Source organism: Burkholderia sp. NLJ2 (genome assembly GCF_049487195.1).
GTDB lineage: Bacteria > Pseudomonadota > Gammaproteobacteria > Burkholderiales > Burkholderiaceae > Burkholderia > Burkholderia pyrrocinia.
This window is the reverse complement of record NZ_CP137809.1, coordinates 41,881-58,974: the sequence shown is the minus strand read 5'-3', so window position 1 is coordinate 58,974 and position 17,094 is coordinate 41,881. Positions and strand designations below refer to the sequence as shown.

General features: G+C 66.5%; 14 protein-coding genes. All 14 read right to left on the bottom strand.

What is annotated here, in order from left to right:
* Nucleotides 1–9: 9 nt before the first annotated feature.
* A complete protein-coding gene (gene speB, locus R9B84_RS16970) occupies nt 10–978 on the bottom strand; it encodes an agmatinase (RefSeq protein WP_423760544.1) in 969 nt (322 codons plus the stop codon).
* A gap of 44 nt (nt 979–1,022) precedes the next feature.
* The gene (locus tag R9B84_RS16965; RefSeq protein ID WP_423761029.1) at nt 1,023–2,612 is read right to left on the bottom strand and encodes a gamma-glutamyltransferase family protein; all 1,590 of its coding nucleotides are present in this window, start codon (nt 2,610–2,612) and stop codon (nt 1,023–1,025) included.
* Between the two features lie 14 nt (nt 2,613–2,626).
* Complete coding sequence (locus R9B84_RS16960; RefSeq protein WP_423760543.1) at nt 2,627–3,997, bottom strand: aspartate aminotransferase family protein; 1,371 nt, start codon at nt 3,995–3,997, stop codon at nt 2,627–2,629.
* A 79-nt stretch (nt 3,998–4,076) separates the two neighbouring features.
* Nucleotides 4,077–4,841 (bottom strand): ABC transporter ATP-binding protein, encoded by a 765-nt coding sequence (locus tag R9B84_RS16955; protein WP_423760542.1) that lies wholly within the window; start codon nt 4,839–4,841, stop codon nt 4,077–4,079.
* Entirely contained in the window at nt 4,838–5,578 is a 741-nt protein-coding gene (locus R9B84_RS16950; RefSeq protein WP_423760541.1) for an ABC transporter permease, read from the bottom strand. Before R9B84_RS16950 ends, R9B84_RS16955 begins: the two co-directional genes overlap by 4 nt.
* Nucleotides 5,575–6,273: an ABC transporter permease gene (locus tag R9B84_RS16945; protein WP_423760540.1), complete on the bottom strand. Its 699-nt coding sequence runs from the start codon at nt 6,271–6,273 to the stop codon at nt 5,575–5,577. The genes R9B84_RS16950 and R9B84_RS16945 overlap by 4 nt, the downstream gene beginning before the upstream one ends.
* 78 nt (nt 6,274–6,351) lie before the next feature.
* Nucleotides 6,352–7,149 (bottom strand): ABC transporter substrate-binding protein, encoded by a 798-nt coding sequence (locus R9B84_RS16940; RefSeq protein WP_258285267.1) that lies wholly within the window; start codon nt 7,147–7,149, stop codon nt 6,352–6,354.
* Between the two features lie 128 nt (nt 7,150–7,277).
* The gene (locus R9B84_RS16935) at nt 7,278–7,949 is read right to left on the bottom strand and encodes a GntR family transcriptional regulator (protein WP_423760539.1); all 672 of its coding nucleotides are present in this window, start codon (nt 7,947–7,949) and stop codon (nt 7,278–7,280) included.
* A gap of 357 nt (nt 7,950–8,306) precedes the next feature.
* On the bottom strand, nt 8,307–10,658 hold the full coding sequence (locus tag R9B84_RS16930; protein ID WP_423760538.1) for a hypothetical protein: 2,352 nt from the start codon (nt 10,656–10,658) through the stop codon (nt 8,307–8,309).
* A gap of 198 nt (nt 10,659–10,856) precedes the next feature.
* Nucleotides 10,857–11,810: a LamG-like jellyroll fold domain-containing protein gene (locus R9B84_RS16925; protein WP_423760537.1), complete on the bottom strand. Its 954-nt coding sequence runs from the start codon at nt 11,808–11,810 to the stop codon at nt 10,857–10,859.
* Between the two features lie 10 nt (nt 11,811–11,820).
* Nucleotides 11,821–13,167: an alginate lyase family protein gene (locus R9B84_RS16920; protein WP_423760536.1), complete on the bottom strand. Its 1,347-nt coding sequence runs from the start codon at nt 13,165–13,167 to the stop codon at nt 11,821–11,823.
* A gap of 786 nt (nt 13,168–13,953) precedes the next feature.
* On the bottom strand, nt 13,954–14,283 hold the full coding sequence (locus tag R9B84_RS16915) for a hypothetical protein (RefSeq protein ID WP_423760535.1): 330 nt from the start codon (nt 14,281–14,283) through the stop codon (nt 13,954–13,956).
* 35 nt (nt 14,284–14,318) lie between these two features.
* On the bottom strand, nt 14,319–15,518 hold the full coding sequence (locus tag R9B84_RS16910; RefSeq protein WP_423760534.1) for a sugar ABC transporter permease: 1,200 nt from the start codon (nt 15,516–15,518) through the stop codon (nt 14,319–14,321).
* Entirely contained in the window at nt 15,515–17,074 is a 1,560-nt protein-coding gene (gene xylG, locus R9B84_RS16905; protein ID WP_423760533.1) for a D-xylose ABC transporter ATP-binding protein, read from the bottom strand. Before xylG ends, R9B84_RS16910 begins: the two co-directional genes overlap by 4 nt.
* Nucleotides 17,075–17,094 lie beyond the last annotated feature (20 nt).

The window sequence follows — 17,094 nt, the reverse complement described above, 5'->3', positions numbered from 1 at the left end:
CCTGCGTGTCTACCTCGATGCGTGCGCGCGCTGCCTGAACAGGCAGATCAGGTCGCTCGCCACATGCGCGGCCGCGAGCGCGGTAATGTCCGCATGGTCGTAAGCGGGCGCCACCTCGACCACGTCCGCGCCGACCATGTCGATCGACGTGAGCCCGCGGATGATCGACAGCGCCTGGGCGGTCGACAGGCCGCCCGGCACGGGCGTGCCGGTGCCCGGCGCGAACGCCGGGTCGAGCCCGTCGACATCGAACGTGAAATAGGTCGGCCGCGTGCCGACGATCTCGACGATCCTGTCGATCGTCGCGCGGACGCCGTGCTCATGCACCCACGGCGCGTCGAGTACCTGAACGCCCATGAAATCGTCATTCCACGTGCGGATGCCGACCTGAACCGAATGCGCGGGATCGATCAGCCCTTCCCTGATGGCCTTGTAGAACATCGACCCGTGGTTGAGACTGTCCGGCCGATCGTCCGGCCATGTATCGCAGTGCGCATCGAAATGAATCAGCGAAAGCGGCTTGCCATACTTCTCCGCGTGGGCGGCGAGCAGCGGATAGCTGATGTAGTGATCTCCCCCGAGCGTCAGCATCCGTGCGCCGGCATCCAGTATCGTGCGCGCATGCGTGACGATCGTCTCCTTGACGGTCGAGGGATTGTGGACGTCGAGCCAGCAATCGCCGTAGTCGACCACCGCGTAGTCGTCGAACGGGTTGATCCCCCACGGGTACGGCAACAGGACGCCGAGCTGGCTGCTCGCGGCGCGGATCGCGCGCGGGCCGAGCCGCGCGCCCGGGCGGTTGGTCGTCGCGATATCGAGCGGCACCCCGGTCACGGCGAGATCGACGCCGGACAGATCCTTCGTATACAGCCGCCGCATGAACGACACGACACCCGCGTAGGTGTTTTCCTTCGACGATCCGTACGGCGATTCGCGGCGGATCGCGCCGTCTCCGCGCACGGCTGGCTGCTTCTGCATGATGCGTGTCCCCTGTTCCGGTTCGATGTCGCGTGAACGCCGTGTCAGATACCCAGTGCGCAGCCGTCCTTGCGATGGTCGGACGCGCCGATCAGCGTGCCGGCCTCCCAGTCGATCCGGATCGCCTGCGCGCCGCCGATCGCCCAGTTCGGCGCAACGAGATTGAAGCCGCGTTGCGTGAGCGCCTTGCATACCGCCGCCGGCATCGTGCCTTCGACCTCCACCAGATCGGTGCCCGGCCGCGGAAACAGGCGCGGCAGGTCGATCGCCGCCTGCATGTCGAGACCGTAGTCGAGCACCTTCGACAGGAAATGCGCATGCCCCATCGCCTGATAATGGCCACCCATCACGCCGAACGTGATCTGCACCTTGCCGTCGCGCGTCACCATGCCCGGAATGATCGTGTGCATCGGTCTTGCGCGCGGCGCGATCGCATTCGGGTGGCCGGATTCGAGCGTGAAACTCTGGCCGCGGTTGTGCAGCATCACGCCCGTCTGCGCGGACATGATGCCGCTGCCGAACGGATGAAACAGCGAATTGATGAAGCTCGCGCAGTTGCGGTCCTTGTCGACCACGCAGATATAGACCGTATCCTTGTGCTCCACGGGCGACGCGACCGGCACGCCGATGGCATGCAGCGCCGCGATGCGCGTACGCAGCGAATCGACGGACGTATCCGACAACAGTGCATCGACATCCATCGGGCGATAGCGCGGATCCGCAAGCAGCACGTCGCGAAGCGCATACGCGATGCGCGCCGCATCGATTTCCCGATGCAGACGGTCGGCGCCGAGCGGATCGTCGGGCGTGTCGACGGCTTCGAGGAGTTTCAGCATCAGCAGCGCAATGACGCCCTGCCCGTTCGGCGGGCATTCGTGCACGTCGTAGCCGCGAAAGCGCGCGGTGATCGGTGTCACGTACTCGCCATGGAACTCCGCGAAATCGGCCATCGTATGCAGGCCGCCCATGCCGCGCAGGCGGGCGACGATATCTTCGGCGACGCCCCCTTCGTAGAAGACGCGCGGGCCCGATTGCGCGATCGCCTCGAGCGTGCGGGCGAGCAACGGCTGCCGATGCACGCTTCCCGCGCTCGGCGCCTTGCCGGCCACCAGCATCTGCTCGCGGGCCGTGTCGTCCAGCGACAGCAACTGCGCCTGATGTGCCCAGTCAGCCGCCGCGCGCGGCGCGACCGCATAGCCGTTGCGGGCCATCCTGATTGCGGGCGCGAGCAGCTCGGCGAAAGGCAGGGACCCATGATCGCGCGCCAGCGTCGCCCACGCGTCGACCGCGCCGGGCACCGTCACCGCATGGGGCGAATGCCGGTCGATCGACGTGACGCCGAGCGCGCGAAGCCGCTCGGCGCTCGCGGCGGCCGGCGCCCAGCCCGACCCGTTGAAGCCGACGATATCGTCGGTGCCGCCGCGCGAGTAGAGCGCGAAGCAGTCGCCGCCGATGCCGGTCGAGCCGGGTTCGACCACGCATTGCACCGCGCAGGCGGCAATGGCGGCGTCCATCGCATTGCCGCCCGCTTCGAGGATTCGGACGGCAGCCAGCGTCGACGCGGGATGCGACGTCGCGGCCATCCCTTCGGTCGACATCACGAGCGAGCGGCCCGGTTGTTCGAAATTTCTCATCGTTTCCTCCCGGTTCAGCGCGTAGCCAGCGAACGGCGCCATTCGAGCGTATCGTCGAGCGCCTTTCTCGATGAATCGAACAACTGATCGATTTCGTCGTGCGTAATGATCAGCGGCGGACAGAAATTGAACGTATCGCCGAGTGCGCGCGTGATCACGCCATGCGTCAACGCCCGCTCGCCGGCATGCGCGGCCACGCCGTCGGCCGGCGGGAACGGCGTCTTCGTCGCCTTGTCCGCGACCAGCTCGACCGCCGCGAGCAGCCCGGCGCCGCGCGCCTCGCCCACGAGCGGATGCGTGCCGAGATCGGCCACGCGCTGCAGGAAATGCGGTATCACGCTGCGCACGTGTTCGAGAATGCCGTCTTCGTCGTAGATGCGCAGCGTCTCGAGCGCAACGGCCGCGCAAACCGGATGGCCGCTGTACGTGAAGCCATGGCCGAAGGTGCCGATCTTCTCGCTTTCGGACACGAGCCCGCGGTAGATCGCGTCGTTGACCATCAGCGCGGAGATCGGCAGGTAACCGGCCGAGAGCTGCTTGGCCACGACGATCATGTCGGGTTGCATGCCGAACGTTTCGGAGCCGAACATGTTGCCGGTGCGGCCGAACCCGCAAATGACCTCGTCGGCCACCAGCAGGATGTCGTAGCGCTTCAGCACACGCTGGATCTTTTCCATATAGGTGGCCGGCGGAACGATCACGCCACCCGACGCCATGATCGGCTCGGCGAAAAACGCGGCGATCGTGTCCGGCCCTTCGGCGAGGATCAGCTGCTCCAGCGATTCGGCGCAGCGCGTCGCGAACTGTTCCTCCGATTCGCCGGGCTGCGCATGACGGTAGTAGTGCGGGCAGTCCGTATGCAGGATGCGATCGATCGGCAGGTCGAAGTCGCGGTGATTGTTCGGCAAGCCGGTCAGGCTCGCGGATGCGATCGTCACGCCGTGGTAAGCGCGGGTGCGCGCAATGATTTTTTTCTTGTGCGGCCGGCCGAGTGCGTTGTTGTAATACCAGATCAGCTTCACTGCCGTGTCGTTGGCTTCGGAGCCCGAGTTCGCGAAGAACACCTTCGACATCGGCACGGGCGCCATCGCGATCAGTTTCTCGGCCAGCAGGATCGACGGCTCCGACGATTTGTGGCCGAACGCGTGATAGAACGGCAGCTTGCGCATCTGCCGGTCCGCCGCATCGGCGAGCCGCTGTTCGCTGAAACCCAGCGACGCGCAGAACAATCCGCTCAGCGCCTCGATGTAGCGGTTCCCTTCCGTGTCGTACACATAGACGCCTTCGCCGCGCTCGATCACCATCGGCCCGACATCGCGATGCCGGCTCAGGTTCGTGTACGGGTGAAGGACGTGGTCGATGTCGTTCTGCTTCAGATTTTGCATGAGAGCCTTCCTGGTTTCGTCTCTTCCATGGTTGTGCCGTCTTATGCCGGAATCGGCGCGAAACAGCCGCCGGGAAGCGCTATTTCAGCCCGCCGGACAGGAACTTCTGCAGCCGGCCGCTTCTCGGCGTCTTCAATATGTCGTGCGGATGGCCTTCCTCTTCCACGACGCCCTGGTGCAGGAACATCACGTGGTTCGACACTTCGCGCGCGAAGCCCATTTCATGCGTGACGACGATCATCGTGCGTCCTTCGCTCGCGAGATCGCGCATCACCTTGAGCACATCGCCGACCAGCTCCGGATCGAGCGCCGATGTCGGTTCGTCGAACAGCAATGCGTCGGGCTCCATCGCGAGCGCGCGTGCGATCGCGACACGCTGCTGCTGCCCGCCGGACAGGTGCGCCGGATACGCGTGCGCAAAGCGCGTCATGCCGACCTGCTCGAGATAGCGTTCCGCCCGATCGCGAGCCTCGGACCGGCAGACCTTCAGTACGTGCAGCGGTGCCTCCATGACGTTCTGCAGCACCGTCATGTGCGCCCACAGATTGAAATGCTGGAACACCATCGCGAGCCGGGTTCGCATCCTGCGCAATTGCGCGGGATCGGAGATCCGGATCCGGCCGTTGCGGTCGACGGACGTCCTCACCTCGCCGCCGCCGAGCGATACGCGGCCCGACGTAGGCGATTCGAGAAAATTGATGCAGCGAAGCAGCGTGCTCTTGCCCGATCCGGACGACCCGATCACGCTGATCACGTCGCCCTGCTTCGCGGCCAGCGACACGCCTTTCAACACTTCGTTGTCGCCGTAGTGTTTATGGAGATTCTCGACAGACAGTGCATTCATGTGACGTTGCTCTGGGATTTGGCAAGCGTGGACAGCGGCAGCGGCCGCAGGTGAACGAGAAAGCGTCGTTCGGCCGCCCGGATCACGAGCGTGACGATGCCGGTCAGCGCGAAATAAACGGTCCCGACGGAAATGAACGCCTCGAACGGCGCGTAGTAGTTCGCGTAGAAATCCCGTGCGGCGCCCGTCAGGTCGATCAGCGTGATCGCACTGACCAGCGACGTGCCGTGCAGCATCAGGATGACTTCGTTGCTGTACGCGGGAAGGAAACGGCGCAGCGCCGACGGCAGCAGGATGCGGCGCCACGCAGTCGAGCGCGACATGCCGTACGCCTGCGCGGCTTCGATTTCGCCGTACGCGGTCGCCCTGATCGCGCCGGCCAGGATCTCGACGGTGTACGCGCAGGTGTTCGCCGTCAGCGCGATCATCGCGCAGCCGAACGGGTCGCGCAGCAGCGACAGCACCGGATTGCCGCGCTGCCACGCGTCCTGCACCCACTGGAACTGGCCGAATCCGTAATAGACGATCATCAGTTGCGCGAGCAACGGCGTGCCGCGCACGAACCACGTGTAGGCCGCCACCGGGCCGCTCGCGAAGCGGTTCGGCGACACGCGCAGCACCGCCAGCGGAATCGCGAGCATCAAGCCGAGCGCCAGCGAACCCACCGTCAACTGGAGCGTGACCCAGAGGCCGCCGGCGTATGCGCCGAGCAGCGGGGCCAGTTGTTCGTAGCTCATCCGTGCAGCCTCCCCTCGCGCATGCCGCGGTTCAGGCGCACGCGCGCCCGCGCGAGGCAGGCCGTCGATCCCGACGTCACCAGCAGATAGACCGCGCACGCCGCCAGGTAGAACGTCATCGGCGACTGTGTCGTGCGGCCGGCCTGGTCCGAGATGAACATCACGTCGTGCAGGCCGATCAACGACGCGATCGCCGTGGTCTTGAGCAGCACCAGCCAGTTGTTGACCGCCGCGGGCAACGCGAGACGCACCATCTGCGGGAACAGGATGCGGCGGAAGGCCAGCCAGCCGGAGAAGCCGTACGCGCGCGCCGCCTCCATCTGGCCGCGCGGCACGCCGAGAATCGCGCCGCGGAACGTCTCCGTGTAGTACGCGCCGAAAATGAAGCCGATCGTCAGGACGGCGGTCGCGAACGCGTCGACGTCGAGCGCATGAAGCCCGAATGCGGCCGACAGCCGATTCAGCATGATCTGGCCGCCATAGAACACCAGCAGCATCATCACGAACTCCGGCACGCCGCGAATCAGCGTGGTGTACGCCGTCGCGACCGACGCCAGCACGCGCGAACTCGACAGCTTGGCCATCGCGCCCGCCATGCCGACGCAAACGGCCAGCATGACGGACAGCACCGCAAGCAGGATCGTCATCTCGGCACCGCGTAACAGCGCAGGCAGATATCGCTGCAAATCGGACATAACGTTCCCTTCGTTCCGGGTGAGGACTGCGTGCATCGGAGAAGCCGGCAGCGCCCGTGCGCGCCGGCGCCGACCCGATCAATAGATGTCGAAATCGAAGTACTTCTTCTCGATGGCCTGATACACGCCGTTGGCGCGAATGGCCGTGATCGCCTGGTTCAGTTGCTGCCGGAGATCGTCGTCGGTCTTGCGCACGGGAATGCCGTAACCTTCGCCGAGCAGCGTTTTCTCTTCCGGCGTCGCGCCGACGATGGGGGCGCCGACGAACTTGAAATTGGCACCTTCCGGTTTCGTCAGGAATGCGGAATACGCGGCGGTCGCGTCCTGCAGCGCGGCATCGATGCGCCCCGAACGCAGGTCGAGATACACCTCGTCCTGGGTCGGATAACGAACCAGCTGCACGCCGTTCTGCACCCAGTACGCGCTGGCGTACTTGTCCGCCAGCGTGCCGCGCTGAACGCCGAGCCGCTTGCCCTTGAGCTCCGCCGGCGTCGCATCCTTGATCGGGCTGTTCTTCGCGACGACCAGCCGGCGCGGCGTGTTGTAGTACTTGTCGGTGAACGCCACCTTCTGCTTGCGCTCGGCCGTGATCGCCACCGACGCGACGATCGCGTCGACCTTGTCCGCCATCAACGCGGGAATCAGGCCGTCCCAGCCGATCTGCACCAGCGTGCAGTTGGCGTGCATCTGCGCGCACAGCGCATGGATCATGTCGATGTCGAAACCCACCGGCGTGCCGTCCGGCTGCATCGACGAAAACGGCGGATACGCGCCTTCATAGCCGATCCGGATGTCCTTCCATGCCTTCGCGTGAACTTGCGCGGCCGCCAGTGCAACAGCGATGAGCAGCAGGAACTTCGTCAAACCTCGTTTCATGTCGATACCCCAGTACGGATCCCGTTGAAAATGACTACGCTTTCGTATTACGCAATGCTCATATGAAACATCCTACGCACACCTTATTTATCTGAACGGCGTGACGTCGTCACGCCTTTCACTCGTTGTCAGCTATCGGCCGTCATCCAGTCGCGCAAGGCCGGCACGGTTGCTTCGATGTGCTCCCGCACTGCCGCCTCGAGCGCCGCCGGATCGCCGGCCCGGATGGCGCTGATCAGCGCCATGTGGTCGTCGCGGGAGGTCCTCGGCTTGTACGCCAGTTCCAGCCAGAGCCGCATGTGCGGCTCCACCACCGCGTGCAGCCCGGCGATCTGCGTGATCAGGCGCTGGCGCCCGCACAGCTGGCACAGGTACTCGTGAAAGCTGCGATGCGCGGTCACCCATAGCTGGCCGTCCGGTTCGGCGCGCTCCATCGCATCGATCAGTCGCGTCAGCTCGTCGATGTGTTCCGGCGTGATCTTCGGCAACGCCATGCGTGCGGCAAGCCCTTCGAGCACGCCGCGCATGCCGAACACCACCTCCATCTCGGTCACGTCGAGCCCGCGCACGACCGCGCCGCGATTCGGCCGGATCACGACCAGCCCTTCGCTTGCGAGCCGGCGGAACGCTTCGCGAACCGGCATCCGGCTCGTATTGATTTCGGCCGCGATGTCCTCGGGAATCAGGCGATCGCCCGCCTTGTACGTGCCCATCCGGATGCGGTAGAGCACGTATGCGTAGGCCTCTTCCTCGGCCGTGGCAGGAAATTGCGGGTGCAGCGAAGGCGTATATGCGTCCATGTTCGTGCATTGCCCTTGTTCGCGGGTTGACCGGAATTGCCGACAAGGCGCCCGCATGCCGGATTCGCATGCAGGGGCTCGCGGACTACCGTCGCGCCGCAATCGAAAGCATTATGTAATAGTGGATATTTGTATCTACGGATGCACTATACGTCGCCATAAATAATGTCGAAGATGGGTTAACCCTTGGATTTGAAATGCGTCGGCGACGCGTGCGGGTCATGCGTGCGGACTGCCGTTCGCAGCGGATTGGCGAGGCCGATGCGGGCGATCGAGCGCGCGCGCCGCGGACATCGCAGCGGGCCTCGACACGTATCGTGTCGAGGCCCGCTGCAGCCGCGATGGCGCGATGATCGATCAGGTAGACGAAGTACCGTAGATGATGCCGCGACCGCTGTTGGGCGACACGTACACGGTGCCGAACGTCCGCGGGTCACCGACCACCAGCGCGTAGCCGCCCCATTGGTGCTGCGCATCGTTGATCTGCACCCAGGTCGCACCCTGGTCGACGGAACGGAACAGCGCGATCACGCCGTTGACCGTGCCCGCCAGATAGATGGCCGGATAGTTCGCACCCGGCGCCGCCTTGCCGAAACCGACCGAGATCGCCGACGTGACGATGCCCGGCTGGAAGGCGTCCCAGCTCCAGCCCGAGCTGCTGCTGCGATAGAGGCCGGACGACGTTGCAAGCCAGACCTGCCCCTGGATGCCGGTCACCGTCGACGCTTTGCCGTTCTTGGGCAGGCCCTGGGCGGAAACCTGCCACGTCGCGCCTTGATCGCCGCTGCCGTAGAACACGCCGTTCGTGCTGTCCCACGCATAGAGCAGGTTGGCGTTGAGGCCGTCCGACAGCACCTGGACGCCGACCGGCAGCGGCGTTTTCGTCCATGCCCCCACGCACGTGTTCCAGCTCGCGCCGTTGTTGGTCGAGTAGACCGGCGCCACGTCGGACGGTGCCCACACGATCGTGCGCCCGTCCGCGGACAAGGCCACCGTCCCGGCCCCCTTGGTCGAGCCGGCCTGGTTGGCGAAACCCGTCCACGTCGTGCCGCCGTCCTGCGAGACCGCGCCGAACGCCGTGCCGGCCGCCACGCCGGTCCCGACCAGGACCATCTTCGCCGGAACGTTTCGCGCGAAATCGACACCCGTGCCGTTGCCGCCGTTGATGTTCCCCGCCGAGCGCTTCGGCGCCTGGGTCAGATCGGTATGCACGAACCCGCCGATGTCGCCGAGGCCGCTGATGAGCGGGGCGCCCGCCGTCGGCGAGGCCAGCGCGAGCACGGCGGTTTCCTCCACGCCGTTGGCGCCGATGGTCCAGCGGGTCGGCAGGCCGCGATCGGCGTCGGTCAGGTTGGTCGTGCTCCAGATGGTCGCGCCGGTCGAATAGAACGCATGATCGACGTTCGACGGATCGATCACGACCTGCCCCCAGTTGCCGAACCCGGCCTGCGCATTGCCGTCTGTCATCCACGGCGCCATGCTCGCATCCCGCACCGCGTTCGCACCGACATCCGTCCACGTCTTCCCGCTGTCGCCGGTGCGATACATCGTGTCGCTCGGCCACCAGTGATCCATCGTCATGACGACCGCGACGCCCGGGTTCCACGGATCGACCGCCAGGCCGCTGAATCCCGACGGGTAGCTGCTCGCCCCGGGCGGCGTGATGTTCTGCCACGTGCCGGCGTCGATGCTGTACTTCCACACCTGGCCGGCCGTCATGCTGTTGGGGCCCGCGACGTTGCCGTACGTGACATACAGGTTGCGGTCGGGCCCGATCAGGCCGCGCTGCGGCATCATCGGGCTCGCCGGGCCGCCCGTGACCGGGCTCCACGTCACGCCGCCGTCGCCGCTGCGATACAGGGTCGACGCCGCCGTGGCGGTCGACACGCCGGCGAACAGGATCTGGCTCGGCGAGCCGTTGCCGCCGGAGCGCGGATCGAACGCGAGGAACGCCACGCCGGCGCCCGTGTCGTCGCTCGACAGCGCATTGAAGCCACCCACCCTCGCCCATGTCCGGCCGCTGTCGGCGCTCTTCCACAGGCCGTTGGCGCCGGGTTGGGAACTGGCGTTGGAGCTCCCGTAGAACAGCGTCGACCCATGGTTCGGATCAACCTGCAGCCGTTCGCCGACCTGACGCCCGTCCTGGTTGCCGCCAACCCGCAAGCTCAGCGGATACGACGTGAAGGTCGCGCCGCGGTCCGACGACACGAGCACGGCCCCGTTCTGGGCCCACCAGCTGGTATAGAGGCCCACGACCATGTAGAGCATGTTCGGATTGCCCGGATCGACGGCAATGCTCTCGATCCCCATCCAGTGCGAGGTCGACGGCGGCGTCCAGTCGTTCAGCGGGATCCACGTGCTGCTCGCCGCGTCGTAGCGATACGCGCCGCCGATATCGGTGCGCGCATAAAGAAGCCCGCGTTCCCACGGGTGCGCGATGAGGCCCGATACATAGCCGCCGGCGACGACCCGCACGTTACCCCACGTATAAGCGGGCTGCGCAGCCGCGCCGCCGACGCCGGCAGCAGCGGCCTTGATCGAGGCCGCCAGCGGGCCGCCGCCGTCTGCTCCGCCGCATGCGGAAAGCAACGTTGCGGCGCCGAGACCGCCGAGGCCCAGCAGAAAGTGTCGCCGGGCGTTGCTTTCGATGCGGCTGTCCGCCGCTTGATGCGCGGCCGGCTCGCATGCCGGCACATTTTCCTGATCCATGAAACCACTCCTCTCTCGTTGTTGATGCACGCAAGCCAGGGGCCAACGAACGGCACTGGCTGCGCGACAAACGCGGCGCCAGCCCGACACGGGCGCGATAGAACGACAGGACACCGAAGCGATGCCGATCGCCACGCGACGTGCGTGCTTGCGCTGCCGATACGGGCCGCCACCGCGGCCCGCATGCTCGTGCCGCCGTTACGTGGCCAGGGCCACGATCTCGCTGTCGCTCAACGCACGCGAGTACACGCGGAAATCCTGGATGCGGCCGTTGAACGACGGATGCACCGAGTCGCGGCCAAGCAGGCTCAATCCGTCGCCGACCTGGCGCGGCGACAGCAGGATCTGATCGCTGCTGCCAGCGGCCTGCCCGTCGATGTACAGCTTCGCGGTGTTGCCCTGCAGCGTGACCGCCACATGCGTCCAGCGGCCCGTGGGCAATGCCATGCCCGCCTCGACGAACTGCTCCTCGTTGTAGCTGGCGCCGGCGATCCCGAAACGCAGATGCCCGCCGCCCGCTTGCGGGGCGAGCCGCATATAGGCGATGTTGTCGGTCCCGATGAAGAACAGGCAGCTGTCCCAATGAAGCGAGTTCGCGAATACCCACATTCCGGCGGTGAAATCGCTCAGTTGACCGAACAACCCGGCCGGAAGCTGCAGATACGCTTGTTGACCGTCGAATGCGACGGCACTGCCCGAACGCCGCCCCGCTCCCCACGCCGCACCTTGAGCGAGCGTGACGTCAACCCGCTGACGCGTGCCGTCGCCTGCGAAACGCCAGCCGACGGTAGTGGCACCGCTGCCGTCGTCCAGCCCCATCGACAATTGCATCTCGCCCGGAACCGCCACCCGCAACGACCCGGAGGCCACGGTGCCCTGACTGGCCGCACCGATGGCTTCGATGCGGTAGAACCAGACGCCGGCCGGCGGCGTATCGGTAAAGATCAGGACGTCGCCGGCCGCCACGGCGCCGAGATCCGAGAACGAACCGTCCGCGACGGTGCTGCGCTTGATCCGGTAGGACGCGGCGCCTACGCTGCCCCACCACGACAGGACGACGCGCCCGCCGATACCGGCCGCGGACAGGCCGCCCGGCGCCTTCATCGCCCCTGCATAGGACGGCAGGCGATGCGTGAGCGTGCCGAACACCATGTCGTCGCCGTTATTGGACCAGTAGTTCTGCTCGGTCTTCGCGACGATCTTCGTGACGTTGGGCGCATCGATACCCATGCGATTGACGTAGTGGTTGTAGAGCGGCTCCCAGCAGCCGCGCATGCTTTGATAAGACTGGGTTGTTGGCCGCGGTGAAAACACCCTGCGAACTCCATTGACGCGCAAACGGCATTACGTAAGGCTTGCCGGCCGCATCGAGCAGGTTGGACTTCGCGACGTATTCCGCGCCGGCCAGGAACCGGTTGTTGTCGAAGCCATACAGGTCTTCGCCCTGTTTCCACGCCATCTCGCACAGCGCCCCGCACAGCGACATGCCCAGCGTCGCGTGCCCCTGATCGCGCCCGCTCTCCTGCCATTGGCCGAGGTAGCCCGGATGCATGAAGTACACGCTGTGCGCCGATGCGCCGTTTCCGTAGGCCGCACGGAAGTCGCCGAGATTGTTCGCCTTGTAGTAGTCGATCGCCTGCTGATAGAGATCGGCCCGGTCGCAAAACACGCCGATCGCGAAGGTGCCGCACAGTGCGGCGAGATCCCAGTTCGCGAACGAGCCGAAGTGCTGACCCTTGGTGCTGGTGTCGGTCAGCCAGCCTGACGAGAGGCTCGCGAAGACCGTCAGCAGCATGTTCTGGAAGCGGGCGACGGCATCCGGCGCCCATTTGGAATACGTCCGCATGAGCTCGCCAACGTTTGCCCATTGGTGCCCCTGAATGCCCGCAATCAGCCAGCCGGTCCAGTCTTCCGGCGCACTGGAGCCATCCGGTCGGGACCATACCCGCTTCAGCTCGGCCGACCACGCATCGAGTGTCGCCACCGCGAGGTCGGCATAACGATCGTCTTGCGAGATCTTCCAGCGCAGCGCGCAGCAATACGCGCGCTGGATGTCCCGGTACATCGCATAGACGCTGCGGTCGGAGCGATAGACGGCGCTGCGTGCGCTCGGCTTGCCGTTGAGATCGGTCGCCGAGCTTGCGCACAGCGTCGTCCACCAGCTCGACCACGGCTGTTCCCCAGCCTTGATGCAGTCGCGAATCCGTGCGAAGTCCGCTTCGGCGAGCAGCAGCCCGGGATGGTTGAAGCGCCCCGGCGTCGCGGCGACTGCGGCGGCGGTGGCAGTGGCGGCGCCGGATGCCGGTGCCGCCGCGACGGTCATGGCGGCGCTGCCCTGCATCGCCGCGCCGACCTTGCCCGCGGCACCGCCGTCTCCCCCACCGCATGCCGGCAACAACGTGACTGCCCCCAGCCCGGCCACGAACCGCCTCCTCGAACGGCTGTCGACATCCACGCCCGTATCGAATATCGATTCGATCGCCTTGCCGGCGCTGCTTCCTTTATCCATGTGTCCCGACCTCGTAATCGTTTACGTTGGAATGTGTGAGTCCGCCGCGACACTGGCCGTGAAGCGCGGTGACACCGCGGATCACGGAGGCTCGCAAGCGACTGTGACATGCAGATGACTTGCACCCGAATCGGATCCGCGCGGCGGAAAACTGCCGGCGAATTATCCGCATAACTGAGTAACTTTCCAGTACAAAAATATTTCTGTGTGGAATCGACCGGTCGGTCGACATGCGGACCCCACGCGAACGCGCCGGTTCGACAACGCATGCTGCATTCGATGCCCGCGCGCAATGCATGCGTTATCCGACAGTTGCTCGCCGAAGTTCTCTTTTCCTGAAAATTCCACAAGGAGTCCGTAGATCGAGCGCATCGATCCACGCCGACACGCGAACCGGTCGGGCAGCGGGCTGTGGTCCGAAGAAAGGTAACGGTAAAGTTCGCGCGGGGTGCGTGGGGTGCGTGGGATGCGTGGGATGCGCGGGGTGCGCGGGGTGCGCGGGGTGCGCGGGATGCGCGGGATGCGCGGGATGCGCGGGATGCGCGGGATGTACGGGATGTACGGGATGTACGGGATGTACGGGATGTACGGGATGTACGGGATGTACGGGATGTACGGGATGTACGGGATGTACGGGATGTACGGGATGTACGGGATGTACGGGATGTACGGGATGTACGGGATGTGCGGGATGTGCGGGATTGATCGGACAACAACGCCCGCGGTCCGGCGCGAGCAACCGAACCACAAGGCGCACGAACGGCGCTCCGCCGCACCGCTCGCGCGTCAGCGCGCCGCGACAGCCGCGGCCTCGCGCGTGGCGTCGCCGCATCGCTCCGCGCGCTCGACGACACGCGCCAGCCGAATGATGTCGGTCAGCGCGAAATCGTTCGCGTCGGGCCTCGGCTGGTTGCGCTCGTCCGCCATGCGCATCGCGAACGCGAGCGCTTCGGAGCGCTCGCGCAGCAGCGAGCGCAGCGCATCCGCGATGACGCGGCGGTCGCGCGGATCGCCCAGGCCGAGCACCGGCGCGTGGCCGGGTTCGACGTCCGGCTGCGCGAGCGGCGCGGCCGCCAGCGCGGAGATACCGGGCATGGGAACCGGGTTCCGTTTCATGACTTCCTCTCGTTGACGAGCGGCCGGGCGCCGCGTCACCGCCGGTTCGACCGCGACACCACGTCGATCCACACCGCCAGCACCAGCACCGCGCCCTTGACGATCATCTGCCAGTACGCGTCGACGTCCAGCATCGACATGCCGTTGTCGAGGCTCGCCATCACGAGCGCGCCGATCAGCGCGCCGTAGACGGTGCCCGACCCGCCGCGCATCGACGTGCCGCCGATGAAGCACGCGGCGATCGCGTCGAGCTCGCCCATCGAGCCCGCGGACGGCGAGCCGGCCGCGAGCCGCGCGGTGTTCACGATGCCCGCGAACGCGCACATCAGCCCCATCAGCGCGAAGATCGCCAGCTTCACGCGATCGGTATCGACGCCCGACAGCCGCGTCGCCTCGAGATTCGAGCCGACCGCGTAGATGCGCCGGCCGAACACGGTCTGCGTCGCGATCCACGAGAAGATGCCGAGCAGCGCGAGCAGCAGCAGCACCGGCACCGGAATGCCGCCGTAGCGGTCGAGCGTCGCGACGAACGCGAACAGCACCGCGCCCGCGCCCGCAACCTTCACGACGTCCTGCCACACCGGCGCGACCGCGAGCCGGTAGCGGCGCCGCGTGCCGCGCTGTCGCACGACCAGCAGCACGACGAGCGCGAACAGCAACAGCGCGAGGCCGTCCCCCGCCACGCGCGGCAGATAGCCCTGCCCGAGGAACACGAAGCCGTCCGACACCGGCGCGATCGTCGAGCCGCCCGTCACGCCGAGCAGGATCCCGCGAAACGCGAGCATCCCGCCGAGGCCGACGATGAACGACGGCACGCGCCGGTAGGTCGACCACCAGCCGTTGAAGAGCCCGACCAGCACGCCGAGCGAGAGCACGGCCGGCACCGTCGCGGCGACCGGCCAGTGGCGGTTCACGTCGAGGATCGCCGCGACGCCGCCGAGCAGCCCGAGCAGCGAACCGACCGACAGGTCGATCTCGCCCGCGATGATCACGAACACCATCCCGCACGCGAGCATGCCGGTGATCGACATCTGCCGCAGCAGGTTCGACACGTTGCGCGGCGTGACGAACGCGCCGTCGGTCAGCACCGAGAAGAACGCCCAGATCGCCACGACCGCGAACAGCAGCGCGAGGATCTTGTAGCGCACGAAGATCTGACGAAGCGGACGGCCGGTCGAACGGCGCGCGTCGGTATCCGGCGCCGCCGCAGTAGAAGAGGAAAGTTCGGAATTCATGTCGCACTCATTGCGGTGGGTTCGGTCGGCCGCCGGCCGGGCTTCAGCGCGGCGCCAAGGATCTGTTCCTGCGTGAGGCCGTCGTTGACGAAATCGCCGCGCAGCTCGCCTTCGCCGATCACCAGCACGCGATCCGCGAGCCCGAGCACCTCGGGCATTTCCGACGACACGACGATCAGCGCGACGCCGCGCTTCGCGAGCGCGAACACGAGCCGGTAGATCTCGGCCTTCGCGCCCACGTCGACGCCGCGCGTCGGCTCGTCGAGAATCAGCACCTGCGGCTCGGCCAGCAGCATCTTGGCGAGCACGGCCTTCTGCTGGTTGCCGCCGGACAGGCTCGAGATCGGCAGGAACGGGTGCGCGGCGCGCACCGACAGCCGCTGCATCTCGGTGCGAATCGTGTCCAGCTCGGCGGCCGCGTCGATCCGCCCGCGCGCCGCGAAGCGCCGCAGCACCGCCAGCGTGATGTTGTGGCCGACGCCGAGCTGCGGCACGATGCCGTGGCGCTTGCGATCCTCGGGCACCATCGCGATGCCGGCGCGGATCGCGTCGGCGGGCGAGCGGATCGTGAGCGGCCGGCCGTTCATCAGCACGGTCGCCGTGCACGCCCCCGGATACGCGCCGAAGATCGCCTGCATCAGCTCGGTGCGGCCCGCGCCGACCAGCCCGGCGACACCGAGGATCTCGCCGCGCCGCACGCTGAACGACACGTCGTCGACCCGCTTGCGGCGCGTGTTCGTCACGTCGCGGCAGGTCACGTGGCGCGCTTCCAGCACGACGTCGCCGATCTCGTGCGGCTCGCGCGGATACAGGTCGCGGATCTCGCGGCCGACCATCATCGCGATGATCCGGTCGGTGGTCAGCGCGCGCATCGGTTCGGTCGCGACATGACGGCCGTCGCGGATCACGGTCACCGTGTCGCACACCGCTTCGACCTCGTCGAGCTTGTGCGAGATATACACGCACGCGACGCCGCGGCGCTTCAGGTCGCGCACGATGTCGAGCAGGATGCGCGTTTCAGACGCGCTCAGCGACGACGAAGGCTCGTCGAGGATCAGCAGCTTCGCGCGCTTGTTCAGCGCCTTCGCGATCTCGATCAGTTGCTGGTGGCCGCCGCCATAGTTCATCACCGGCTGCGCGACGTTGATCGAGTCGATCCGCAATTCGTGCAGCAGTTCCTCGGCACGCTGGACCATCGCCGCGTAGTGCATGCGCCCGCCCGGCAGCGTGATCTCGTTGCCGAGGAAGATGTTCTCGGCCACCGACAGTTCGGGCACGAGCATCAGTTCCTGGTGGATGATCACGATGCCCGCGCGCTCGGTGTCGCGCACGCCGGACGCGACGAGCGGCGCGCCTTCCCAAAGGATCTCGCCGTCCCACGTGCCGTGCGGATAAACACCCGACAGCACCTTCATCAGCGTCGATTTGCCCGCGCCGTTCTCGCCGCACAGCCCCACGCACTCGCCCGGCCGCACCGTCAGGTCGATGCCGTCGAGCGCCTTCACGCCGTCGAAATCCTTGACGATGCCGCGCATCGTCAGCAAGGGTTCGGTCATTCGCTCATGCCTCGCAGTAT